This window comes from Pseudomonas sp. ACM7 (genome assembly GCF_004136015.1).
In the GTDB taxonomy this organism is placed as follows: Bacteria; Pseudomonadota; Gammaproteobacteria; order Pseudomonadales; family Pseudomonadaceae; genus Aquipseudomonas; species Aquipseudomonas frigoris.
Genome location: NZ_CP024866.1, coordinates 6,450,178 through 6,472,471 on the forward strand (window position 1 = coordinate 6,450,178; position 22,294 = coordinate 6,472,471).

Consider the following 22,294-nt stretch of genomic DNA (forward strand, 5'->3'; position numbering starts at 1 on the left):
AACAATCACTGTGAGGGATACCGATATGTCAGAACATGTTCAGCCTCTGGAAGCCGTGCGCAGCGCGGGCACCAGCAAGGAAACCCAAAAAGTCATCTTCGCCTCGTCGCTCGGGACGGTCTTCGAGTGGTACGACTTTTTCCTCTATGGCGCCCTCGCGGCGGTGATCAGCAAACAGTTTTTCGCCGGGGTCAACGACACCACGGCGTTCATCTTTGCGCTGATGGCCTTCGCTGCCGGCTTCATCGTGCGGCCGTTCGGCGCCTTGGTGTTCGGCCGGTTGGGGGACATGATCGGGCGTAAATACACGTTCCTTGCGACCATCATCCTCATGGGCCTGGCGACCTTCTGCGTCGGGTTGCTGCCGACCTACTCGAGCATCGGCATTGCCGCGCCGATCATCCTCGTGCTGCTGCGCATGCTTCAGGGCCTGGCCCTGGGCGGTGAATACGGCGGTGCTGCCACGTATGTTGCGGAACACGCGCCGATGGGTAAACGCGGCTTCCACACCAGCTGGATTCAGTCCACCGCGACCCTAGGCTTGCTGCTGTCGCTGCTGGTGGTGCTCGGTTGCCGTTACTTCACCGGTGACCAGTTCGAAGTCTGGGGCTGGCGGATTCCGTTCCTGTTTTCGATCATTCTGCTGGGCATCTCGACCTGGATTCGCATGAGCCTGCACGAGTCGCCAGCGTTCGTGAAAATGAAAGAAGAAGGCAAGCTCTGCAAGTCGCCGCTGCGCGATTCCTTCGGCAAATGGGAAAACCTTAAAGTCGTCCTGATCGCCCTGTTCAGCATCAACGCCGGGCAAGCCGTGACCTTCTACGCGGCGCAGTTCTACGTGCTGTTCTTCCTCACTCAGTTCCTGAAAATGGACCCGGCGCTCGCCAACAGTCTGTTGATCGTCAGCGTGATCATCGGTGCACCGTTCTTTATTTTCTTCGGCTGGCTGTCGGATAAAGTCGGGCGCAAACCGGTACTGATGATCGGCCTGCTGCTGGCGACTGCACTGTACTTCCCGATCTTCAAGTCCATCGCCCACTACGCCAACCCGGCCATCGACCTGGCCAGCCGTCAGGCACCGATCACCGTGCTGGCTGACCCGGCCACCTGCACCTTCCAGTTCGACCCGGTGGGCAAGGCGAAATTTGACAGCCCTTGCGACAAGGTCAAAACCTTCCTGGTGAAACAGGGCCTTCCCTACAACAGCGAAGCTCTACCTGCCGGCAGCGCCGTGCAGGTCAGCGTCGGCGAAGTGAAACTCGATGGTTACGATGAAGCGGCCCTGCGTGGCGCCGTGACCCTGGCCGGGTATCCGTCAAAAGCCGACACTCAGTTGATCAACAAACCGATGATCGTGGCGCTGATCGTCGCGCTGATCATCATCTCCGCCATGTGCTACGGCCCGCTGGCAGCATTGATGGTCGAACTGTTCCCGACCCGCATCCGCTACACCTCGATGTCCCTGCCTTACCACATTGGTAACGGCTGGTTCGGTGGTTTCCTGCCGACAGTGTCGTTTGCCTTGGTGGTGTACACCGGGGACATCTTCTACGGGCTGTGGTACCCGGTGCTGATTACCGGGGTGAGCCTGGTCGTCGGGATGATCTGTTTGCGTGAGACCAAGAACGTGGATCTGGATACCAACTGACAGCACGGGCAAAAAAACGCCCCGCAATGCGGGGCGTTTTCGTTAATCTGACCCGACGCTCGACGCAACCATCGCCCCGCCACTCACCAGACCGAGGCACCATGATCATTTCATCCGCATCCGACTATCGCGAGGCAGCACGTCGCAAACTCCCGCGTTTTTTGTTTGATTACATTGATGGCGGTGCTTATGCAGAGCACACGCTGAGGGCCAATAGCGCTGATCTGACGGGCATCAGCCTGCGTCAGCGCATTCTGAAAAACGTCGAAACCCTGAGCCTTGAAACCACCCTCTTCGACCAACCGCTTTCAATGCCGATCATATTGGCCCCGGTCGGCCTGACGGGCATGTTCGCCCGCCGTGGTGAAGTGCAGGCGGTTAAAGCGGCGGAAAACAAAGGCATTCCACTGTGTCTATCAACGGTTTCGGTATGCTCGATCGAAGAGGTCTCGGCACAAAGCCAACAGTCCATCTGGTTTCAGCTGTATGTGTTGAAGGACAGAGGCTTCATGAAAAATGCACTGGAGCGGGCGAAGGCCGCCGGTGTGAAAAACCTGGTGTTTACCGTGGACATGCCCACGCCCGGCGCCCGATACAGGGACGCACACTCGGGCATGTCAGGTCCTTTTGCGGCATCGCGGCGAATGCTTCAGGCCATGACCAAACCCGACTGGGCATTCAACGTCGGCGTCATGGGGCGTCCACACGACCTGGGCAATATCTCGAAGTACCTTGGCAAAGCCGTAACCCTCGAAGACTACATGGGCTGGTTGGCCAACAACTTCGACCCTTCGATCAGCTGGAGCGATCTGGAGTGGATTCGTGAGTTCTGGAAAGGCCCGATGATCATCAAAGGCATTCTCGATCCTCAGGATGCCAGAGACGCGGTCAGCTTTGGCGCGGATGGCATTGTCGTGTCGAACCACGGCGGGAGACAGCTGGACGGCGTGCTCTCCACCACCAAGGCATTGCCGCCCATCATGCAAGCCATCGGTAATGATTTGACGGTGCTGGTCGACTCGGGAATCCGCTCGGGGCTTGATGTCGTACGGATGTTGGCGCTGGGCGCAAAAGGCGTATTGCTGGGGCGTTCCATGGCTTATGCACTGGCCGCCGATGGTCAACGCGGGGTGGAGAATATGCTGGATATCTTCGCCAAGGAAATGCGCGTCGCCATGACCTTGACCGGGGTGACGTCGATTAGCCAGATTGATGAATCCACGCTGGTGGATGCTGTTCGATGAGCTGAACACCTGCTCTTAAAAACGCCCCGCCCCTGCGCAGGGCTCGAGTCGTGTGTCGACAGCGGAACGCGGAGCGTCCCCGGCGGCATTCCCACGCAGAGCGAGGGAACGATCAATACGCGCAGGCGTTGAGAAAACAGGCCGGCCGGTAGGCCGCCTCGCTTTGGCTTTTGCGGTGCACGCCCCCCTCGAGAGGCCGAGTGGAGGTTCTGCGCAGTGGGCAACCCGGCATGGATGCCGGGTTAGCCGCCCCCGGCCATGGATGGCCGATGGCGGCGGGCCCACGGAGCAGGACCGGAACGAGGGCACCCTGAGCCTAGGCGAAGGGCCGAACGAAAGGGGCAAGAGCCTTTGGTTACTTGGGCTTTTCCAAGTGACCCGCCGTAAGGGCGGAACCCTAAGCCGCCGTGACCGCAGAAACGGATATGCACACGATCAACAAAAGACAGATCGGCCGCCTCGCTCTTGCTCTTGATCCTCCGCCCTCTCGCTACGCATGTGTGCCTGGAAAGCGACCCTCACTCAACGTCTTTGAGAACTTCAAAGGTCACTTGATCGGGATAGAACGCCATGTAGCCGCGAATCTGATCGACCGACACTTTAGGGTCTTCATAGCTCCACACCGCGTTAGCGCCCTCATGTCCCGGGACTTGCAGACTGAAATAGCTGGCATCGCCCTTATAGGGGCAATAACTCGTGTGATCGGTGCGGGCAAAGTACTTTTCATCAATGTCCTCCCGCGGTACGTAATACACCGGAGGATAGTTGGCCTCGAGCAACACCAGCGCCCGTGAGGACGCGGCCACCTGGATACCGTGAAACTTTACCAGCAGGCAGCCCGGCTGCTCTGCGATGGTGATGACAGGACTAGGACCGGAGCTTTTCATGGAATACGTTTCTCCTGACGCTGATGAACCTGTGAGAGCGAGGCTTGCCCGCGGTGGGCGGCGCAGCAGCCCCAAAACCTGAGAACACGACTTTCAGGTATAACCCAGATTTTGCACTCATGACGGCTTCGCAGCCGAACGGGACGGTGCGGCGTTCCGACGAGCCTCCTCGACGGCATAGGTAATGCCAAGTCCCTGCACGGAGAGGTCCTTGGTCCTTCCACCGAATTGAATATTCGAAGTCGGCGAAACATCGACTACGATCAATAGCACCGTTGTCACCCCTACTGCGCAGTCAGGCAGTCGTGGCGTGGGGGTTCGAGTCTCAGAAACTTGAGGGTCCCCACATGCCCGCCACGAAGTTTTCTCTCGATCAGAAAATCATCACCCTGGATGCCCGTCCCGATCGCCTCGACCTGCGTGATCGGATCTTCACCCCACGGGTCCAGTCACTGCCGCCCTCCTGGCCCGCCGACAAAGACATCGCCACCGAACTCTCTGCCTACCTGGGTAAGGGCCTGGTGCTCTACCAAGGCAACGAAGGTGCGTGCACAGGGTTCGGGCTGGCGGCGGTGGTCAACTATTTGTTGTGGCTGCGGGACCGGGCGTCCATCAAGACGAGCCCGCGTCAGCTTTATCATTTGGCCAAACTCTATGACGAATGGCCAGGAGAGGACTACACCGGTTCCAGTTGTCGCGGCGCGTTGAAGGGATGGCATAAGCACGGAGTCTGCGCGGAGGAACTGTGGCCCTATACCGTCAAGCCCGACGGATCGGTTCCGGCGTTTGAAGCGCCCGCCGAAAATTGGGCAACAGACGCCGTGACCCGGCCGCTGGGGGTTTACTACCGCGTCGAGAAAGACGACATCACCGCCATGATGGCGGCGCTGTACGAAGCGGGTGCGCTTTACGTTTCCGCCAATGTGCATCAGGGCTGGGCACTGATCCAGCCCAAAGGCAAAAAACGTCCGCCGGCGGTGTTCCAGAGCATGTCTCAGCTGCCCGTCATCAAATGGCCGACAACCAGCCAGGGCGGTCACGCCTTTGCCTTGATCGGCTACACCCATCAGGGGTTCATCGTGCAGAATTCCTGGTCAACCGACTGGGGATTCTCGGGCTTCGCCATCCTGACGTTCGAGGACTGGCTGGCCAACGGCACCGACGCCTGGACCGTGGCCCTCGGTGTGCCGATTGAACACGGCGCGTTATCGCACAACGCGCGGCCTTCACGTTCCCGGGCCGATGTTCAATCAGCGTTTCGCAACGCGCTGTCGAGCTCCAGCGCCAAGCGTGAAGGTTTCTCGCTGTTCACCGCCGGTGCCCGCGATACCGGTCGCAAAGGACCTCCCCTGTTGACCATGGATCAGGCGTATGGCCTGACCATCGTGATGGAAAACAACGGCAGTATCGGCCCCCGCCTCACCGACGTCGAAAACGTCCGCGCGGGCGTCAAGCGAATCGTCTACGAGTCACCGCGCGCCTGGTACGACAAGCTCTCGGCAGCCAACAAACCCGCCGTGCTGCGCATCGCCGTCATCGCCCATGGCGGGCTCAACTCCGAGCAGGACTCCATCAATCGAATCTGTGCGATGGCGCCGTACTTTCTTGAAAACGGCATCTATCCATTGTTTGTCACCTGGCGAACCGGGGCGCTGGAGACATTTGCCGACATCGTCAAGGACGCCCTCCCGGGGCTGTTTCCCGAGGCTGGCGGCATCAGCGATGTGTTGAAGACCCTCAAGGACAAGGCCCTGGAAGGTTTTGATCGCACGGTGGAACTGGCCACCAAAAAACTCGGCGGCGATCAGTGGAGTCAGATGAAGCAGAACGCCGAAGCGGCCTCAGTCGCAGGCTTTACCCCGCGCGGGCTGGTGGAAATGGCGGAGAACCTGAAAAAACTGGTCGCCGACATGGGCAAGAAGAACGTCGAACTTCATCTGATCGGTCATTCTGCGGGGTCCTTGATCAATGGCCACTTGGCTCAACTGCTGTCGGCCAGAGGCTTGGCCATCGAAACGTCGACGCTGATGGCCCCGGCCTGTACCCTCGATTTCGCCAACCAGACCTACCGCAAAGTCATCGAAGGTGGAGGCCTCAAACGCAAGGACTTCCACATTTACATGATGTCCGACAACCGCGAACAGGATGACAACGTCATCGGCGTGTACCACAAGTCACTGCTGTACCTTGTTTCCCGTGCCTATGAAGAACTGCAACGCATGCCGCTGCTGGGCATGGCCAAGAGCCTGGACAAGAACTTCCAGGACTTCAGCAACCCCGATGTGGCGCAGTGGAACATTGCCGCCAAGAACATGACCGAGCAGTGGAACCAGTTTTACTGGGGAAAAACCATTCCGGCCGGTTTCGCCGCCACAGGCCGTGGGCTTCCCGAGGCGTTCGCGAAAACCCTGCATATCTTCAACGATTCGCAAATGAACTACGGCGCGGGCACCAAAGCGGACACCTCCCACGGCGGGTTCGACCATGATGTGAACGTCATTACCGCCGCCTTGCTGACCATTCTCAGACGAGAGCCGGACGCGAAGCTGGACCAACCGGTGGTTAACCTGAACTACTGAGGCGTCTGTGCAATGAATCGCAACGCACCGACTGTACATCCATACAGATAAAGATTGCCCCATCGCTCATCAGCCGCCATTCTGTCCGCCTCTCGACAGTTGATGAGCGATGGTGGTTATGCGGCTGTACCTCTGTGAAAAACCTTCCCAGGCCAAAGACATTGCGGCCGTCCTCGGCGCCAGGCGTCGTGGCGACGGCTGCTGGCTGGGAACGGACGTCACGGTGACCTGGTGCATCGGCCATCTGTTGGAAACCGCGCCGCCGGACGCCTATGACGCGCGTTACAAGCGCTGGGTGCTGGCGGATCTGCCGATCATTCCAGAGAAGTGGAAGATGACCGTCAAACCACGCACGGCCAGCCAGTACAAAGCGGTCAAGCGGCTGCTCGGCGAGGCCGATGAATTGGTGATCGCCACCGACGCCGACCGTGAAGGCGAGATGATCGCCCGGGAACTGGTCGAGCATTGCCGTTATCGCGGGCCGATCCAGCGGCTATGGCTGTCGGCGCTGGACGATGCGTCAATCCGCAAGGCGTTGGCAGCCCTGAAGCCGGGGGCCGAGACCTTTAGCCTGTACCATTCGGCACTCGGGCGCTCGCGGGCCGACTGGTTGATCGGGATGAACATGAGTCGGCTATTCACGCTGCTAGGGCGTCAGTCGGGTTATCAGGGCGTATTGCCGGTCGGTCGGGTGCAAACGCCGACCCTGCGCCTGGTGGTGGATCGCGACCGCAGCATCGCCGATTTCGTGCCGGTCGCCTATTGGGCCATCGATGTGCAACTGCTGCACGACGGCACCTCGTTCACCGCCCAGTGGCGTGCAGCCTCCGAGGTTTGCGACGATCAGGATCGCTGCCTGAATCAGGCGTTGGCGCAAAATGCAGCGGCAGCCATTGGCAGTGCGGCGAGTGCCCGGGTGATCAAACTGCGTACCGAGCGAATGCGCGAAGTGGCCCCCCTGCCCTTCGATCTGGGCACCTTGCAGGAAGTCTGCTCGAAGAAGCTCGGGCTCGGCGCCCAGGAAACCCTCGATATCGCCCAGGCCCTGTACGAAACCCACAAGGTCATCACCTATCCCCGCAGCGACTGCGGTTACCTGCCCGTGAGTCAGCACAGCGAAGCACCGGGCATTCTGGCCGCGCTGAGGCAGGCTGATCCGGCACTGAATGCCTTGAACGATTTCCTGGAGCCTCAGCGCCGCTCACGGGCCTGGAACGACGCCAAGGTCAGCGCTCACCACGGCATCATCCCCACCGCTGCGGCGAAAAACCTCGAGCGGCTGGTGGGCAAGCAGCGGGCCGTCTATACCCTGATCCGCGCGCGTTATCTGGCGCAGTTTCTGCCCAACCATGAATACGACCGGAGCCAGGCCGACTTCGACTGCGCCGGTGAAGCCTTGCGTGCCGTCGGCAAGCAGATCTTCGAGCCCGGCTGGAAACGCGCTCTGCCCGAGGCCCTCGCCCCGGCCAAGGGCCGCGAAGCACCGGCGCCGCAAACGCTGCCGGCATTGGCCGAAGGACGTGACTGCGCGGTGGCCGACGTGAAGCTCAAGGACCTCTGGACGCAACCGCCCAAACCGTTCACCGAAGGCGATCTGATCAAGGCGATGAAGAACGTCGCCAAACTGGTGGAAGATCCCCTGCTCAAGCAGAAACTCAAGGACACCACCGGCATCGGCACTGAAGCGACCCGCGCCTCGATCATCCAGGGCCTGCTCGACCGTGGTTATCTGATCAAGAACGGCAAGGCGCTCGCCGCCACCCCGGCCGCTTTCAGCCTGATCGATGCCGTGCCGCGTGCCATCGCCGACCCCGGGACCACGGCGATTTGGGAGCAGGCGCTGGACATGGTGCAGAGTGGCGAGATGAGCCTGGAAGAATTCGTCACGAAACAGGCCGCGTGGATGAGCAAACAGGTCGCCCGTTGCGCCGGCCTGAGCCTGACCATCAGTGGACCGGCAAGCCCCGCCGGGCGCGGTGCCACACCGTGGAAAAACAAACGCAAGCCCGCCAAACGCAAGCCCTCGACCGGCACCAAACGCGCGGCAAAACCAGCGAGCAAGGCTTGAGGGCACTTCGGGCGAGCCAAAAGGGTCTAGTGTTCTTCAAGCCCAGCGACAGCCCCATTTTCTGAGAAGGCATCGACCATGATTATCGTGCATCACCTGAACAACTCCCGTTCCCAGCGGATTCTCTGGTTGCTGGAAGAACTGGCCATCCCTTACGAGCTGAAATGCTATCAGCGCGACCCGAAGACCAACCTGGCACCGCCGGAATTGAAAGCGATCAATGCCCTGGGTAAATCACCGGTCATCGAAGACGGCGCGCAGAAGCTGATCGAGTCCTCCGCGATCATCGACTACCTGATTCGACGTCATGGCGACGGTCGCCTGCAACCCGATCCGTCCACCCCCGCCTATGACGAATACGTGCAGTGGCTGCATTTCGCCGAAGGGTCAGCGATGTTGCCGCTGATGTTGAACCTGTATGTGGGACGCCTCGGTGAAGCCGGTGCGCCGTTGCATCCGCGGATCAATTCGGAGGTGGCCAACTACCTGGGCTACCTCGACACGGCTTTGAGCCAGTCCGATTACCTGTTGGGCGATGAGTTCAGCGCCGCCGACATCCAGATGAGTTTTATCGGCGAGATCGCCAGAGCCCAAGGCAAGCTCGGTGACTATCCTCATATAGCGGCCTGGATTGAACGCTTTCAGGCTCGTCCGGCCTATCAAGCCGCACTGAAAAAAGGTGGGAAATACGATTTCGCCCCCCACTGAGTGATCATGCCGGGGCCAGGGATGGCCTGCACCTCAGGAGCTATCAACATGCCCTTGATCGAACTGCACACCGCCCAGCGCGACGAACTGGAAACGATTGAAAACCTGATGCAGTTCTACATGTATGAATTCAGCGAGTGGCTGCCGCTTAAGCTCGGTGAGCACGGTTTCTTCAACGCCCAGCCCAAACCGGGTTACTGGCGCAACCCCGCAACCCGGCCGTTTCTGATCAAGGTCGACGGAGAATTGGCCGGCTTCGTGACTGTGGATGACGAAACCCATCTGCACGGCGCCGAGTACAACATCGGCTACTTCTTTGTCAGTCGACGCTTTCGCGGCCAAGGCGTCGCGAAGTTTGTCGTTTCCACCCTCTTGAGCCGGTTCCCCGGTCAATGGCAAATTTTCCACCTCGACGTGAATCAGCCTGCGCAGCGGTTCTGGGCCCGGGTCCTGGCTGATCTCACCCATGGCGAGTTCACCCTGCATCAGCTGCCGGTAGACGGTTATCCCTGCACCGTTTACCGATTCCAAACATCGCTGCCATCGTCCTGACTGGCGCTTTCCCATTCCGATTTTTAATTCCAAACGACTTTGTCCGACAATATGTAGTGACCAAAAATAATCACTACAAAACCGTTGACGCCTCCGATTTGCCCTTGCATGATGCAGACGTCTCCCCGATCGGGAGAACAGGCAACACGTTTGAGCAAGCTCGTCTGACCGCCGAGCTGTTTTTCCCGGATACACGCTGCCCACAAGGCAGATTGAAGAAGCTGACCTGGCCTGAACGTCCAGTACAAGGACGAGAAGCGCTGGCGATCAATCCTCATGAAGCTTGTGACCGACCCTGAAAATGTCGGCAGTGGCCAGAAGGTTTTCGCCGCTTCTCCTCGTTGTGACGCTATTGCGTAGCAGTTATTCAACACGACTACATGCAACAGACGCGGGACCCCGTCATTTTGGCGGCCGACCGCTGACGTCCTGGTTTCGGTGCCAGGGATCAACTAACCGATGGGCTACCTGTATTAGCGAATCAACTTTGAAAGATCACAAAATGGTCAAGGGGCTTACTATGAATCTGAACAATCAACCCACTATCGATGAACTGGCTCATCTGTTCGCTGCGCAAAAAGACAGCCATGACAGCCATATTCTGTGGATCAGCAAGTCGGGTCAGGTGCAAATCGACTGCCTGTCGCCTCACGCCCATGAAGCGGAGTTCGACAAGAACAACCAGAACCTGCTCGCCCGACTGAAGATGTACCGTCGCGGCCAAGGCTATGTCGGCAAGAAAGCCGCGGCTGACAAGGACTTCATCGGTAATGTTCTGCAAACGCTGAAACAGGCATGGGCCTCGATGCAGAACCAGAACGACGTTCGGGTGATTGACCGGTTCTCCTGATACCTCCACACCCCATCCATAAAAAGGCCCCGCTCGTCACATCGAGCGGGGCCTTTTTGTTTGTCTCGTGCGCACCAAACAACGCTATCGTTAACCGTGTGCACTGGATCATTGGAGGATTGTGATGAACATACAACTGACAGGCTTGCTGTTGCTCGTAATGGCCAGTGCTGCCCATGCAAACAGCATCATCGGCGTTCCGTTGTTCGATGCGGACTGCCCCGGCAAAATCATCGTCCACGCGGATCAGGACGGGCCGGTATTGATCAACGGCAAGGAAGCCGAGACCAAAGCCATTGACGATCGCCGATTCGAAGCCAAGGGTTCGGGCGTCGTCATCTCGATCCTCCTCTCCGATGACGACTCGGTCACGGTGTCTTCCACGGGCAAAGCGCCTAATGGTGTGTGCCAATTAATAGAAGATTGACGTCGTCGACTCACCTGCAGCCGCACCCAACACCAGCTCCATAAAAGCCACCGACGCAGCGCTGTGATAGTTGTTTTTGCGTCGAAGCAGCGCGGCCCCTCGTTTGGGCGACTCCCCCAACAACGGGATTTTACGCAACGCGCGGTCCTCGGTGGCAATGGGCTCAGGAAGGATGGTGGCGATGGCCGTGTGCCGAATGACTTCCAGCAAGGTGCTCACCGAGTTGACCTCGATTACCACCTTCGGCGTGATCTGCTCCTGGGCAAAATACTCATCGATGCGGGTGCGGGTAACGAAGTCGGGGGCCAGCAGCGCAAATTCCAGCTGCGCAACCTCTTGCGCGGACAACCCGACCTGGCTTTCGTATAACGGGTGATCGCGTCCCACCATGACACCCAAGGTCTCGGTAAACGCCGGGATCGACTCGATGTCGGCATTTCTGACCTGGGTAAAGGCGATGGCGATGTCCAGTGAGTCATCCACCAGACCGGCCTCGATGTCATCCATCGACAGCTCAAAAATCTGTAGATGGATGTTCGGATACCGCGCCACGTAATCGCGCACCAGCGGCCCCACCAGGTACGCCATGAACGTTGGCGTCATAGCCAGCCGCAAGGTGCCGCGGGACAAGTCCTTTACGTCATGCAGCGCACGTTTGCCTGCCTCCAGTTCCACCAGCACCCGACGAGCACATTCGATGTAGGCCTCGCCCGCATCGGTGGGTTTGACCGTGCGCGAGGTTCGGTCGAACAGGCTGACACCCAGGGTTTCTTCCAGTTGCCGGATCTGTTGGGACAGGGTCGGCTGCGAGACGTGAAGCGCCTCGGCGGCGCGGGTGAAACCGCCGTGGTCGGCGACCGCCAGCAAATAGCGCAAATGTCGGAGCAGCATGGGGAATCACCATCTATAGGCTGTGCTTATGCGCTGCATTGTATATCGGTCTTGGACGCTATGGATCGATCAGCAGAAGATTGCTCCACACCCAAGCAACATCACTCCCGACAGGAGAAACACCATGCAACAGTCCCACGCTTACAACGACCCAAGCCTGGCCCTGACCACATCGATCATCGATGCAAAAGCGCGTAAAAACCTGTCCTGGCAGGACCTGACCGACGGCACCGGCCTCGGTCTGGCCTACGTCACTGCCGCCCTGCTCGGTCAGCACCCGCTGCCGGAAAGCGCCGCCAAAGTGATTGGCGAGAAACTGGACCTGGACGCCGACACCGTGGCCCGCCTGCAGATCATCCCGTTGCGCGGCAGCCTCTCAGGTGTCCCGACCGACCCGACCATCTACCGCTTCTACGAAATGATCCAGATTTACGGCACCACCTTGAAAGCCCTGGTTCATGAACAATTCGGCGACGGCATCATCAGTGCGATCAACTTCAAGCTCGACATGAAGAAAGTCGAAGACCCGGAAGGCGGCTCCCGCGCGGTGATCACCCTCGACGGCAAGTTCCTGCCACTGCGTCCTTTCTAAGTGGATGCCGGCCCTGCGAGGACTTCGGTAGAGCGCGACCCCGGCTCGGACGCAGCCTCGCGGGCTCGGCAGCTGCTACAAAATAATCATTCGTCTCACGCATGAGGACATCACCATGAAAGCGCTCATCGAAGGTTTTTTGAAGTTCCAGAAAGACGCCTTTCCGCAACGGACCGACCTGTTCAAGCACCTGGCCACTACCCAGCATCCGGGCACGCTGTTCATCACCTGCTCCGACAGCCGTGTCGTGCCGGAGCTGCTGACCCAACAAGAACCCGGTGAACTGTTTGTGATCCGCAATGCCGGCAACATCGTGCCCTCCTACAGCCCCCACCCCGGCGGTGTGTCGGCCACGGTCGAATATGCGGTCGCAGTGCTCGGCGTCACCGATATTGTGATCTGCGGGCACTCGGACTGCGGCGCCATGACCGCCGTCGCCAAGTGCACATGCATGGACCACCTGCCCGCCGTCAGCGGCTGGTTGCAGCACGCCGAGTCAGCGAAAGTCATTAACGAATCCCGCCCTCACGCTAATGAAGCGGCGAAGGTGAGTTCAATGGTTCGGGAGAATGTCATCGCGCAACTGGCCAATATTCAGACGCATCCGAGCGTGCGCCTGGCTCAGGAGAAAGGCCTGCTGAATTTGCATGGTTGGGTTTACGACATCGAGACTGGTTCGGTCGACGCCCTGGATGCCAACAACCACCGTTTTGTGGCGCTCGCCGAGTATCCGGACACCTGCGCCCTTCAAGCCCGATCCATAGAAGCAGCAGCCTGAAGTGTGTATCCACTGGCAGAGACGATCGACGCAGCGCTCCCGGCTCACGGGCGCGCTGCACTGACACGATCGACCGGGTTATTTATCGTCCATCTTTGCTGAAGATTGTGGCCGAATTTCAGCGCTCTCTTCGGCGTTGGGGGGTTCTGGAATACTGCCGGGCGTGAACACGTGAGTCAGCAAGTCTTTGGCATCGATGTCGACGACCCCCTGAACCGAACGGGCCAGAGCTACAGCCTGCTCACACTGTTTATGGGTGTTGACGCGACCGCTCAATGCCACCGTGCCCCCGTGGGTTTTGACATGGATTTGCAGCCCAAGGCTTGGTTCAGCCATTGCCAGGGCTGACTTCACCCTCGCGGTAATCCACGTGTCGTGAACGCCCCTTTCCAGATCATGAGAGTATTGTTGAAAGGAATGAAGTTTCATGGTGTAACCCTCTCTCCGTCATCAGATGCACGGCCCGTCCATTGGCTGTGCAGCCTTCTGACTCTCAGGCGAGCGTTATGGACATCTGATTCGTTTTGGAGTGCTCGCCGCGCCCCTACAGACGCACATTAAGTATAGTGCGGCCGTTGGCTGGGGTCGTGGTGCTGGATCAGCGTTTGACCGACAGATCCGTCTGGGTCATGCGACTGCGGATCGTGAACACCCCATCTCCCGAGAGAATCGCGCTGCGAGCAAACAGACGACCGCTCTCCCAGTTCGAAAGACCCAGTTCCGGCTTGTTCAGCGCGTACTGTCCATCGACCCAGCGGGTCATCCCATTGCCGACAAAAGGTGCGTTGACCGCGTTGTAGAAGCGTTCCTGAGCCTCGGCATCTTCACTGATCAATGACACGGTGAACTGCGGGCTATGGCGATTGAACAACGCGATGGCGCTGTCCAGGTCATGGACAATCTTCAGGCTGACTTCCGGGGTTTCTTCCCATTCCCACTCGCGGCCCAACTGATCCTCGGGCAGCGGTTCGGCCAACGCTTCGGTTTGATAGCCTTCGGCGCGGTACACCTCAACGCTGGCAGTCTGCCAATCGGTCGGCAAGTACGGCTCGCTGCCTTCGACGATGTGCAATTTGCAGCCCTGCCCCCGTGCGGTGCCGGCTTGTTGCAACGCGTCGAGGAACAGCGGTAGCAGTTCTGCGACACGGTCACGGTGAATCAGGCAGACGTTCATCGTGTTGCAGACTTTGCGATCCAGCGAGTTGCGCACTACAGCGGCAAAGCGTTTGGCATCGGCGTCCTTGTCGGCGATCAGCCAGGCACCACCGGTGCCGTGCAGGCTGACGGCGGTGCCGGCCTGTTGGGCGATGCTGCCCAATTGACTGACGGCGCGCCCCGAACCACGGGCCACCGCCAACGACAGGCGCCGGTCGGCGAACATCGCCCAGCCGGCGGCGTGATTGACGCTGTCCACCAGCGACACCGCGCCGGTCGGCAACCCGGCGTCGCTCAGTGCCGGATTCAGTGCGTGGGTGACGATGGCTTGGGCCGTGCCCAACGCATCGCTGCCGATGCGCAACACCGCCGTGTTACCCGTGCGCAACACACCGGCGGCGTCGGCGAAGACGTTCGGCCGGCCTTCGAAGACGAACGCGACGATGCCCAGCGGCGAGACCACTTGCTCGACTTTCCAGCCGTCATGCTCGACGCAACTGACCACTTTGCCGCGCGTGGCCGACGCATCGCGCCAGGCCCTGAGGCCGGCGATCATGTCGCGGCGCATGCGTTCATCCGCCAGAAGCCGGGTGGTGGAGCGTCCGCGGGCCTTGGCTCGCTCGATGTCGGCCAGGTTGGCGGCTTCGATCAAAGCCCAGCAGGCAGGGTCTTCCAGGCGTTGGGCGAAGCGATCAAAGAACTCGCTGATGGCTTGATCGGAGACCGCGGACATTGCGCTGAAGGCCGCTTCGGCACGCTCGATTGCAATGGCCGCCGCTTGCTGGTCAGCCACCGGAATCAGCAACAACTCGCCGCTGACCTGCTCCACCAGCAAATGGTCCCCGGGCTGAAAGCGCGCGGCTAATTCAGGGCTGACCACAGAGACACGATTCCCGGCGAAAGGGATCGGCGTGCCAGCGACTAGACGTTCGAGCGCAAGAGACATGAAGCGGTTTCACCATGCAGTGGGCGGCCGGAAAATGTATAGGAAAATCCCTGGAGCGTCATTAACCGCACGCCTGTGCACCATTGGCACGTTGATCGAGGGCGGGTCAGTCGCGGCATTACGGGCCAAGGACTGGGCCAACTTTGCACGCCGCTACAACGACCCCAACTACGCGATCAATAACTACGACGTGCGGCTCAGCGCGGCGTATCAGAAGTTCTCCTATGGAGGGATGCCGGACCTGAGAATCCGTATGACGCAAACCTGCTTGACATACCTGTGCTGGCATCCCGGCCCCGTCGACGGCATCGTCGGCAAACAGACCGGGGATGCAATGAACCTCTTCCAGGCAAAAGAGCACCTGAATATCACCACGGTGCTGGACGATGAAACGCTGGCGTGTTTGCGCAGCCGGGTCGAAGCGTTGCGGCTCTGACTAGAACACCGACCAGCCAATCCGCTGACTCAGCAACTCCAGTGCGGCCATGCCCGCGAGGGAGTTGCCGGCAGTGTTCAACTCCGGCGACCAGACGCACACCGTGAATTGCCCCGGCACCACCGCGACAATCCCCCCGCCCACGCCGCTCTTGCCGGGCAAACCGACGCGATAGGCAAAGTTGCCGGCTTCATCGTAGAGGCCGCTGGTGGCCATGATCGAGTTGACTTGCTGGGTCTGGCGGGCGGTGAGGATCTGTTCGCCGCTGTGCTTGCAGAAACCGTCGTTCGCCAGAAAACAGAACGCCCGGGCCAGATCCACACAGCTCATGCGCAGCGCGCAATGGCTGAAGTAACTGCGCAGCACCGCTTCGACGTCGTTATGGAAATTGCCGAAAGACTGCATCAGATAAGCCATCGCCGCGTTGCGCGCGCGGTGCTGGTACTCGGACTCGGCGACCTTGCCGTCCACCATGACTTGCGGGTTGCCGGACAGCCGACGGACAAAATCGCGCATCGACAGTGCCGGCGCGGCAAAGCGTGACTGGTTGATGTCGCAGATCACCAGCGCACCGGCATTGATGAAGGGATTGCGCGGGCGTCCGCGCTCGAACTCCAGTTGCACCAGCGAATTGAACGGTTGGCCGGAAGGCTCGTGACCCAGGCGCTTCCAAATGTCTTCGCCGGAGTGTTCGATGGCCTGCACCAGGCTGAACACCTTGGAAATACTCTGCACCGAGAACAGCGTATGGGCATCGCCGGCGCAATACAGTTCGCCGTCATTGCCATACACCGCGATGCCCAGCTGATCGGCCGGCACCGTACCGAGGGCGGGAATGTAGTCAGCCACCTTGCCCTGACCGATCAGGGGACGTACTGCGTCAAGGATCTCGTTCAACAGCGCTTGCATGCCGGGCTCCGAAGTCACGCCCCATGGGATTGCGGGGACACAAACGCTAGACGCCAGCGGTCGGTAGCGGATCACAGTTTTGTAAAAACTGCGGTACTGGATGAACCCAATCTCAACTACACCACTGATCCCCTGTGGGAGCGGCGGTGCGGCGATCCGACTTGCTCGCGAATGCGGTGTGTCATTTAACAACGATGTTGACTGACACACCGCATTCGCGAGCAAGTCGGATCGCCGCACCGCCGCTCCCACAATTGGTTTTGTGTTGGCTGTGTATCTGAATGTGTACAGCCCCGTCCCATACACACCCCGCCCCTAAAACCCCACGGCAAAGACACATCGCAGATACACCTGCTTGATGAACTGTGCCTGTCGATTGGCCATGCCAATCAAAGCGCTCAACTCGCTCAATGCTACGGAGTATCACGATGTTCAAGCTCTCGACTTCTTCTTTGACCCTCGGCCTGATCTTCGCTGGCGGCCTGGCCCTGTCCAACGTGGCTTCGGCCTCCGAGTCCGAAGCGTTCAGCATGAAACAACTGGCCCACGGCTACAGCCAGGTCCAGGCCGACACCGCGGAAAAACCGGCGGAAGGTAAATGTGGCGAAGGCAAGTGCGGCGCCAGCGAGTAACCCAATGTGTGGGGCACCGCGGTGCCCCTCCTCCCTGACTGAACGGAGATCAAGCCCATGACCACCTCACTCTCATCGGCCGTGAAAGGCCTGCACCTGAACCTCGACCGTGCCGGTAGCTGGATCGCGCCGCTGACCCTGCGGGTGTTCCTCGCCTGGGAGTTCTTCGAATCAGGCCTGGAAAAATTCAATGGCGAGAACTGGTTCGCCGATATTCAGGACAGCTTCCCGTTCCCCTTCAACCACGTGCCGGCCACGCTGAACTGGGACCTGTCGATGTGGGCCGAACTGATCTGCGCCCTGGCCATACTGGTCGGCCTGGGAACGCGGATCTCGGCATGCATTTTGATCGTGGTCACGGTCGTCGCGACCGCCGCCGTTCACTGGCCGGCCGATTGGTCTACATTGAGTGAGCTTGCCCAGGGTTACGCCATCAGCAACAAGGGTCACGGCAACTTCAAACTGCCGCTGATCTACCTCGCGGCCTTTATGCCGCTGTTGCTCTCGGGTGCCGGCAAGCTCAGCCTCGATGCGCTGCTGGCTCGAGTCTTCTGGCGTCGCGATAACCGCTAAAACGCCAGGGACTCGATAACGTCCCTCGGTTCAATAGTGGAGCAATGGTCATGAGTCTCACCCTCTACGGTTTTGACGGCAGTTCCTATGTGCGCACAGTGAAGATGCTGCTGGTGGAAAAAGACTCGGACTTCGACCAGGTGCAGGTCAACGTGATCAAAGGCGAGCCGCACCTGCCAGAGCACTTGGTGCGTCACCCTTTCGGCAAGGTGCCCGCCATCGACCATGACGGGTTCCGGGTGATCGAAACCGATGCGATCGTGGCCTATCTGGACGAAGTCCTGCCAGGCCCGTCAATCACCCCTGACAATGCCCACGACCGTGCGCGCACCTACATGGCCCAGGGCATTTACAATTCCTATGGCTACGGCAACCTTGTGCAAGTGTTCGGCTACCATCTTTTTCCTGACTTCATTGGTGGACAGAATGAAGATTCGCGCCGCAAAGGGATCGAGAACTCGAAACGGGTGCTGCGCGAACTGATGAAAATAAAAGGCACCGATCCGTTTATCGCCGGTCAAGAACCCAGCATCGGCGACTTTTACCTGGCGCCGGGCTGTGCCTACATCGCCATGACCCCGGATGCGCCACAGGTGTTTGCCGTGGACGGCTTCGGCGAATGGTGGAAACGTATGCAGGCACTGCCAAGCTTCAAGGCCACACTGCCCCAATAAGCTTCATCCAACTCACTTGTGTAGACAGGAGCCACCATGAGCGTGACCACCCAATGGATCGAGATCGACAGCGCCGACGGTAAATTCGGCGCTTACCTGGCGATTCCGCACACCCGCAAAGGCCCGGGGATCGTGCTGATCCAGGAAATCTTCGGCGTGAATGAACACATCCGCTCGGTCGCCGAACAATACGCTGCCGACGGTTACCTGGTGATTGCACCGGACCTGTTCTGGCGCAGCGGCGAGCGCATAGAACTGGGCTACGACGAGGCCGGCTGGAAACGCGCCGTCGAGTTGATGAACGCCACCGATGTTGGCAAGGCACAGACCGACATCGAATTGGCCATCGACGCCTTGAAAGCCCAGCCGGGTCTGGACGGCGGGATCGCCTCGATTGGTTACTGCTTCGGTGGCTTGCTCTCGTACCACACCGCCGCCAATGGGCTGGTGGACGTGGCAATCGCCTATTACGGCGGCGGGATCCAGAACCATCTGGACCGCGCCGATGAAATAGAAGTGCCGCTACTGATGCACTTCGGCGAACAGGACAGCCACATCCCACTGGAAGCCGTGGAGAAAATCGCCGAACGTTTCGATACCAACGATAACGTCGAAATTGTCGTGTACCCGGAGGCCGAACATGGCTTCAACTGCTCGCATCGCGACAGCTACAACCAGCGCGCAGCGGCTGAGGCCCACGGCAATACGTTGATCTTTTTGGGTATGGAACTGTAAGGCCAGACTTTTTTAGCGCCTGTAATGGCCTCATCGCGGCGATCCGACTTGCCCGCGATGGGGTCGACACGGTCTCAGCCGTTTAACGACCGGTTTCTTCCACCACCTCGTTCACCATCAACTTCGGATGAGCACTGCGCTCATGCACATGGGCTGTCGGTGTACGGTCGATCAGCAGGCTCAACAGTTCCGGACGGCTGTAGTGACCGCGCGAATCCATCATGCGTTTGCGCTTGTCGATCAGGCCCATGTCGAGGTCGACGATGACTTCGCCTTCAGTCAACGAACCCAACACCGAACCATCCGGGCTGATGATGGCGGTGAAGCAACCACCGGAAATCGGGCCGATGGGGCAACCGGTGTCGGCCATGATTTTCGCCTGTTGTTCAGGGTTCAGCCAGGCCGTGGAGTTGACCACGAAGCACGCCGCTTCCAGCGCATGCTGGCGGATGCTGACTTCCATTCTTGAAGCAAACAACGGCCCCGCAAACGACCCCAGGTACATCGCTGCATGGATCTGTTCGCCATCGGCCATCAAGGCATAACGGGCCAGCGGGTTGTAATGTTCCCAGCACGCCAGTTGGCCGATGCGCCCTACCGCGCTGTCGGTGGCGCGCAGGCCGGAGCCGTCGCCCATGCCCCAGATCATGCGTTCGTGATAGGTCGGGGAGATCTTGCGGCGATGCTGAATCAGGGTGCCGTCGGCATCGAACAACAACTGCGTGTTGTACAGCGTGCCGCCGTCACGCTCATTGACGCCGATGGAAACCACCATGCCGGCCTGTCTGGTGGCGGCGCCGATGGCCTCGGTGGCCGCCGAAGGGACCGTGACGGCCTGATCCAGCAGTTTGAGGTGTTCAGCCGCCATTTCGAAAGGCGACTGAACGAACGAGAAGTACGGGTAGTAAGGCACGATGGTTTCCGGGAACACGGCGAACTGCACGCCCTGCTCAACGAGTTCGAGAATCTTCTGCACCACTTTGTCGACGGTGCCTTCACGGCTGTAAAGAACGGGGCTGATTTGTACAGCGGCGGCTTTTACGAGGGTCATGGCGGTGATCTCATTGAGGGAGTGGACTTCAACGAGATCAAAATTACGCCAATAATATTTCTGCGATCGCCGGGCATCTATGAAGTGGGGATCAGCGGCTTCATTCCGCTGGCGAGCCGGTTGACCGCGTCACGCCCCGCTAATTGCGAGGCACCGACCCAATCGCAGTCGGAACGAGGCGTACGTCCGCACGACCTGATGGCGCTGCGCTGCCTTCAGGACCCCTCACCGCCGCCCTACCCTGAACCCTCCAAATTAATTCGCGACCGCTTCAAGCAAGCCCAATCGTTCTTCTGGACCGGGCCACTGACAATCACGTTTTTGATACTCGCCGGGTTCATCGTCTGGTGGCGGATCGAGGGCCCGAAAGATGACCATGACGCACGGCTGGCCTGGGTGCGCGGCGTGCCGATGACGCTGTTCATGGTGGCGGCGGCCTGCGCATTCATCGCCACGCGGTTCTGGCATGCGGAGTCTCTCTGGTTCACATTCGTGCTGATATTGCTGGGTATCATCTCGTCGAACCTGACCGGGCGCTCCGCGAGGCAACTGGCGATGGCCAAGGACTCGACCGCCAGCATAAGCCCGGGCTTATATGACTCCCGGGCGTGGTACATCGTGGTCCCTCTCGTCATGTGCATCCTCGTGCTGATGTTGGCGTACCAGATGCGCAGCACATTGACGTACAACGGACTGGGTGAGCCGATGTTCCTGTTTGAAGGCATCAGTGCCTGGCCCACCGTGGCACTGCGGCTGCTGGCCGTGCTGATATCCCTCTCTGCATTGACATGGGGCTGGCGCAATCTGCGCATCAACCGGACCGAGATCGAAGCCGCGTACCATTTACGCCTGCACATGCGCAAATACGAGATGACGTTGTGGGGACAGGTTCGACGCTTGAGTCGCCGGGGCCAAGGCTGGACATTGCGTCTGCGGCTCCTTCGGCGCTCGAATGCTGCGGGCCATGCTCGCCACGTGGGTTTACGTTGTGGTCACCAGCGTGTTGTTTGTCATCTGGCCCATGGAGGGCATGCCCGTTCGCGGCTCATCGATGTGGTGGATGATGAGTTGGCTGATCCCTTCCCTGATTTTCAGGTGCTGCTGTTCTGGGTCATGGATGCCAACCTGCTGCTGACGCGATTCGTCCGCCATCTCAGCGAACATCATGCGATCTGGCCAGGGACCTTGCAGATGAAACACAAGAAGACCTTTGGCATGCTCAGGCACCCGTGCATCGACGAGTGGATGGATTTGCAACTGATCGCCAAGCGCACCTCGGCCGTAAACCGTCTGATCTATGCGCCGACGGTGGTCATGTTGATCCCGTTCGCATCGCGCAGCAGCCTGTTCGATAACTGGCCGACACCGCCCAACCTGGTCATTTCCTACCTGCTGACGGCGCTGGTACTGCTGGTCTCAGCGCTATCGCTGCGCCGTGCCGCGGAAAAATCCCGCACGCTTGCACTGCAACGACTTGACGCCTACCTGCTGCAAACACCTGAAACGACGCCCTGCTACGGCAAGTTCAAGATGATCCGCGAACGAGTCGCGACGCTCAGTACCTCGCTGACCGGTATCGGCGGCTCGGCCATAGTCGATGCGTTGAACTATGCGAAGTTCTAGCAGCAACGGGTATTACATTTCCCACGGCCGAAGCGGGCCTCCTGACGCTCACGGAAAAACGCCGAATAGCTCATGACCGGCTCGCCGGGATGATTGAGCGCCATTTGGGCCACGTAGTTGTCGTAATCGGGTACGCCGACCATTAAACGCGCGCTCTGGCTGAGGAACTTCGCGACATGCTGCAGTTTGCGGTACATGGCAAATCTCTCTATGAGTGTGGGGCTGGCCCATGAGAGCGCACTGATGTATCTGCACTGTGTCAGCACCGGGGCGCTTTGTATTTTCACGTATCAAAAGCGGCGACGCTCAACACCCGGCTCGTTCTCACGCTAGGCT

23 protein-coding genes are annotated in these 22,294 nt (G+C 59.5%); 16 read left to right on the forward strand and 7 right to left on the reverse strand.

Annotated features, from left to right (window positions below; all coding sequences use genetic code 11):
• Positions 1 to 25: 25 nt before the first annotated feature.
• Together CUN63_RS30795 and lldD are read left to right on the forward strand one after the other, a co-directional pair.
• Positions 26 to 1,648: an MFS transporter gene (locus CUN63_RS30795; RefSeq protein ID WP_129444901.1), complete on the forward strand. Its 1,623-nt coding sequence runs from the start codon at positions 26 to 28 to the stop codon at positions 1,646 to 1,648.
• A gap of 101 nt (positions 1,649 to 1,749) precedes the next feature.
• The gene (lldD, locus tag CUN63_RS30800; protein WP_129444902.1) at positions 1,750 to 2,892 is read left to right on the forward strand and encodes an FMN-dependent L-lactate dehydrogenase LldD; all 1,143 of its coding nucleotides are present in this window, start codon (positions 1,750 to 1,752) and stop codon (positions 2,890 to 2,892) included.
• 518 nt (positions 2,893 to 3,410) lie between these two features.
• Here the strand turns inward: lldD and CUN63_RS30810 are convergent.
• A complete protein-coding gene (locus CUN63_RS30810) occupies positions 3,411 to 3,779 on the reverse strand; it encodes a DUF427 domain-containing protein (protein WP_129444904.1) in 369 nt (122 codons plus the stop codon).
• Between the two features lie 347 nt (positions 3,780 to 4,126).
• Here CUN63_RS30810 and CUN63_RS30815 point away from each other — a divergent pair, with 347 nt between their 5' ends.
• The 6 genes from CUN63_RS30815 to CUN63_RS30845 all read left to right on the forward strand — a co-directional run bounded on the left by CUN63_RS30815 (position 4,127) and on the right by CUN63_RS30845 (position 10,963).
• Positions 4,127 to 6,358 (forward strand): C1 family peptidase, encoded by a 2,232-nt coding sequence (locus CUN63_RS30815; protein WP_129444905.1) that lies wholly within the window; start codon positions 4,127 to 4,129, stop codon positions 6,356 to 6,358.
• 118 nt (positions 6,359 to 6,476) lie between these two features.
• Complete coding sequence (locus CUN63_RS30820) at positions 6,477 to 8,426, forward strand: DNA topoisomerase III (RefSeq protein WP_129444906.1); 1,950 nt, start codon at positions 6,477 to 6,479, stop codon at positions 8,424 to 8,426.
• Between the two features lie 78 nt (positions 8,427 to 8,504).
• On the forward strand, positions 8,505 to 9,134 hold the full coding sequence (locus CUN63_RS30825; RefSeq protein WP_129444907.1) for a glutathione S-transferase family protein: 630 nt from the start codon (positions 8,505 to 8,507) through the stop codon (positions 9,132 to 9,134).
• 48 nt (positions 9,135 to 9,182) lie between these two features.
• The gene (locus tag CUN63_RS30830; RefSeq protein ID WP_129444908.1) at positions 9,183 to 9,686 is read left to right on the forward strand and encodes a GNAT family N-acetyltransferase; all 504 of its coding nucleotides are present in this window, start codon (positions 9,183 to 9,185) and stop codon (positions 9,684 to 9,686) included.
• Positions 9,687 to 10,206: 520 nt separating this feature from the next.
• A complete protein-coding gene (locus CUN63_RS30840) occupies positions 10,207 to 10,536 on the forward strand; it encodes a hypothetical protein (RefSeq protein ID WP_129444910.1) in 330 nt (109 codons plus the stop codon).
• Positions 10,537 to 10,660: 124 nt separating this feature from the next.
• Entirely contained in the window at positions 10,661 to 10,963 is a 303-nt protein-coding gene (locus tag CUN63_RS30845) for a hypothetical protein (RefSeq protein WP_129444911.1), read from the forward strand.
• On the opposite strand, the gene cynR is transcribed toward CUN63_RS30845, so the two are convergent.
• Positions 10,949 to 11,854 carry a transcriptional regulator CynR gene (gene cynR / locus CUN63_RS30850; protein WP_129444912.1) on the reverse strand — a complete coding sequence of 302 codons (906 nt, stop codon included), beginning with the start codon at positions 11,852 to 11,854 and terminating at the stop codon, positions 10,949 to 10,951. The genes CUN63_RS30845 and cynR overlap by 15 nt on opposite strands.
• Positions 11,855 to 11,978: 124 nt before the next feature.
• Between cynR and cynS the strand changes: the two genes are divergently transcribed.
• Together cynS and CUN63_RS30860 are read left to right on the forward strand one after the other, a co-directional pair.
• Complete coding sequence (cynS, locus tag CUN63_RS30855) at positions 11,979 to 12,446, forward strand: cyanase (protein WP_129444913.1); 468 nt, start codon at positions 11,979 to 11,981, stop codon at positions 12,444 to 12,446.
• A 115-nt stretch (positions 12,447 to 12,561) separates the two neighbouring features.
• A complete protein-coding gene (locus CUN63_RS30860) occupies positions 12,562 to 13,224 on the forward strand; it encodes a carbonic anhydrase (RefSeq protein WP_129444914.1) in 663 nt (220 codons plus the stop codon).
• 78 nt (positions 13,225 to 13,302) lie between these two features.
• Here the strand turns inward: CUN63_RS30860 and CUN63_RS30865 are convergent, their stop codons facing one another.
• Positions 13,303 to 13,653, reverse strand: a complete 351-nt coding sequence (locus CUN63_RS30865) for a BON domain-containing protein (RefSeq protein ID WP_129444915.1) — start codon at positions 13,651 to 13,653, stop codon at positions 13,303 to 13,305.
• 169 nt (positions 13,654 to 13,822) lie between these two features.
• Complete coding sequence (locus CUN63_RS30870; protein ID WP_129444916.1) at positions 13,823 to 15,325, reverse strand: aldehyde dehydrogenase family protein; 1,503 nt, start codon at positions 15,323 to 15,325, stop codon at positions 13,823 to 13,825.
• A 34-nt stretch (positions 15,326 to 15,359) separates the two neighbouring features.
• Between CUN63_RS30870 and CUN63_RS30875 the strand changes: the two genes are divergently transcribed.
• Positions 15,360 to 15,761, forward strand: coding sequence for an N-acetylmuramidase domain-containing protein (locus CUN63_RS30875; RefSeq protein WP_256657633.1), 402 nt, complete (start codon positions 15,360 to 15,362; stop codon positions 15,759 to 15,761).
• On the opposite strand, the gene glsB is transcribed toward CUN63_RS30875, so the two are convergent.
• Entirely contained in the window at positions 15,762 to 16,670 is a 909-nt protein-coding gene (gene glsB, locus CUN63_RS30880; RefSeq protein WP_033054442.1) for a glutaminase B, read from the reverse strand.
• A 428-nt stretch (positions 16,671 to 17,098) separates the two neighbouring features.
• Here glsB and CUN63_RS30885 point away from each other — a divergent pair, with 428 nt between their 5' ends.
• The 4 genes from CUN63_RS30885 to CUN63_RS30900 are packed head-to-tail and all read left to right on the forward strand — an operon-like array spanning position 17,099 to position 19,284.
• On the forward strand, positions 17,099 to 17,302 hold the full coding sequence (locus CUN63_RS30885) for a hypothetical protein (RefSeq protein ID WP_129444917.1): 204 nt from the start codon (positions 17,099 to 17,101) through the stop codon (positions 17,300 to 17,302).
• 57 nt (positions 17,303 to 17,359) lie between these two features.
• A complete protein-coding gene (locus CUN63_RS30890) occupies positions 17,360 to 17,875 on the forward strand; it encodes a DoxX family protein (protein WP_129444918.1) in 516 nt (171 codons plus the stop codon).
• 50 nt (positions 17,876 to 17,925) lie between these two features.
• On the forward strand, positions 17,926 to 18,549 hold the full coding sequence (locus CUN63_RS30895) for a glutathione S-transferase family protein (protein ID WP_129444919.1): 624 nt from the start codon (positions 17,926 to 17,928) through the stop codon (positions 18,547 to 18,549).
• Positions 18,550 to 18,585: 36 nt separating this feature from the next.
• Positions 18,586 to 19,284 carry a dienelactone hydrolase family protein gene (locus CUN63_RS30900; RefSeq protein WP_129444920.1) on the forward strand — a complete coding sequence of 233 codons (699 nt, stop codon included), beginning with the start codon at positions 18,586 to 18,588 and terminating at the stop codon, positions 19,282 to 19,284.
• Between the two features lie 82 nt (positions 19,285 to 19,366).
• On the opposite strand, the gene CUN63_RS30905 is transcribed toward CUN63_RS30900, so the two are convergent.
• Positions 19,367 to 20,335 (reverse strand): nitrilase-related carbon-nitrogen hydrolase, encoded by a 969-nt coding sequence (locus tag CUN63_RS30905; RefSeq protein ID WP_129444921.1) that lies wholly within the window; start codon positions 20,333 to 20,335, stop codon positions 19,367 to 19,369.
• Here CUN63_RS30905 and CUN63_RS30910 point away from each other — a divergent pair.
• Positions 20,306 to 21,958 carry a hypothetical protein gene (locus tag CUN63_RS30910; RefSeq protein WP_256657634.1) on the forward strand — a complete coding sequence of 551 codons (1,653 nt, stop codon included), beginning with the start codon at positions 20,306 to 20,308 and terminating at the stop codon, positions 21,956 to 21,958. The two genes, CUN63_RS30905 and CUN63_RS30910, sit on opposite strands and share 30 nt — an antisense overlap.
• Here CUN63_RS30910 and CUN63_RS30915 read toward each other — a convergent pair.
• Positions 21,955 to 22,155 (reverse strand): YbdD/YjiX family protein, encoded by a 201-nt coding sequence (locus CUN63_RS30915; protein ID WP_033054429.1) that lies wholly within the window; start codon positions 22,153 to 22,155, stop codon positions 21,955 to 21,957. The two genes, CUN63_RS30910 and CUN63_RS30915, sit on opposite strands and share 4 nt — an antisense overlap.
• Between the last annotated feature and the right edge of the window lie 139 nt (positions 22,156 to 22,294).

Bases quoted from the DNA above. Each gene is read 5' to 3' on its own strand.
- CUN63_RS30795 (WP_129444901.1), top strand. From the start codon at position 26: ATGTCAGAACATGTTCAGCCTCTGGAAGCCGTGCGCAGCGCGGGCACC.
- lldD (WP_129444902.1), top strand. From the start codon at position 1,750: ATGATCATTTCATCCGCATCCGACTATCGCGAGGCAGCACGTCGCAAA.
- CUN63_RS30810 (WP_129444904.1), bottom strand. From the start codon at position 3,779: ATGAAAAGCTCCGGTCCTAGTCCTGTCATCACCATCGCAGAGCAGCCG.
- CUN63_RS30815 (WP_129444905.1), top strand. From the start codon at position 4,127: ATGCCCGCCACGAAGTTTTCTCTCGATCAGAAAATCATCACCCTGGAT.
- CUN63_RS30820 (WP_129444906.1), top strand. From the start codon at position 6,477: ATGCGGCTGTACCTCTGTGAAAAACCTTCCCAGGCCAAAGACATTGCG.
- CUN63_RS30825 (WP_129444907.1), top strand. From the start codon at position 8,505: ATGATTATCGTGCATCACCTGAACAACTCCCGTTCCCAGCGGATTCTC.
- CUN63_RS30830 (WP_129444908.1), top strand. From the start codon at position 9,183: ATGCCCTTGATCGAACTGCACACCGCCCAGCGCGACGAACTGGAAACG.
- CUN63_RS30840 (WP_129444910.1), top strand. From the start codon at position 10,207: ATGAATCTGAACAATCAACCCACTATCGATGAACTGGCTCATCTGTTC.
- CUN63_RS30845 (WP_129444911.1), top strand. From the start codon at position 10,661: ATGAACATACAACTGACAGGCTTGCTGTTGCTCGTAATGGCCAGTGCT.
- cynR (WP_129444912.1), bottom strand. From the start codon at position 11,854: ATGCTGCTCCGACATTTGCGCTATTTGCTGGCGGTCGCCGACCACGGC.
- cynS (WP_129444913.1), top strand. From the start codon at position 11,979: ATGCAACAGTCCCACGCTTACAACGACCCAAGCCTGGCCCTGACCACA.
- CUN63_RS30860 (WP_129444914.1), top strand. From the start codon at position 12,562: ATGAAAGCGCTCATCGAAGGTTTTTTGAAGTTCCAGAAAGACGCCTTT.
- CUN63_RS30865 (WP_129444915.1), bottom strand. From the start codon at position 13,653: ATGAAACTTCATTCCTTTCAACAATACTCTCATGATCTGGAAAGGGGC.
- CUN63_RS30870 (WP_129444916.1), bottom strand. From the start codon at position 15,325: ATGTCTCTTGCGCTCGAACGTCTAGTCGCTGGCACGCCGATCCCTTTC.
- CUN63_RS30875 (WP_256657633.1), top strand. From the start codon at position 15,360: ATGTATAGGAAAATCCCTGGAGCGTCATTAACCGCACGCCTGTGCACC.
- glsB (WP_033054442.1), bottom strand. From the start codon at position 16,670: ATGCAAGCGCTGTTGAACGAGATCCTTGACGCAGTACGTCCCCTGATC.
- CUN63_RS30885 (WP_129444917.1), top strand. From the start codon at position 17,099: ATGTTCAAGCTCTCGACTTCTTCTTTGACCCTCGGCCTGATCTTCGCT.
- CUN63_RS30890 (WP_129444918.1), top strand. From the start codon at position 17,360: ATGACCACCTCACTCTCATCGGCCGTGAAAGGCCTGCACCTGAACCTC.
- CUN63_RS30895 (WP_129444919.1), top strand. From the start codon at position 17,926: ATGAGTCTCACCCTCTACGGTTTTGACGGCAGTTCCTATGTGCGCACA.
- CUN63_RS30900 (WP_129444920.1), top strand. From the start codon at position 18,586: ATGAGCGTGACCACCCAATGGATCGAGATCGACAGCGCCGACGGTAAA.
- CUN63_RS30905 (WP_129444921.1), bottom strand. From the start codon at position 20,335: ATGACCCTCGTAAAAGCCGCCGCTGTACAAATCAGCCCCGTTCTTTAC.
- CUN63_RS30915 (WP_033054429.1), bottom strand. From the start codon at position 22,155: ATGTACCGCAAACTGCAGCATGTCGCGAAGTTCCTCAGCCAGAGCGCG.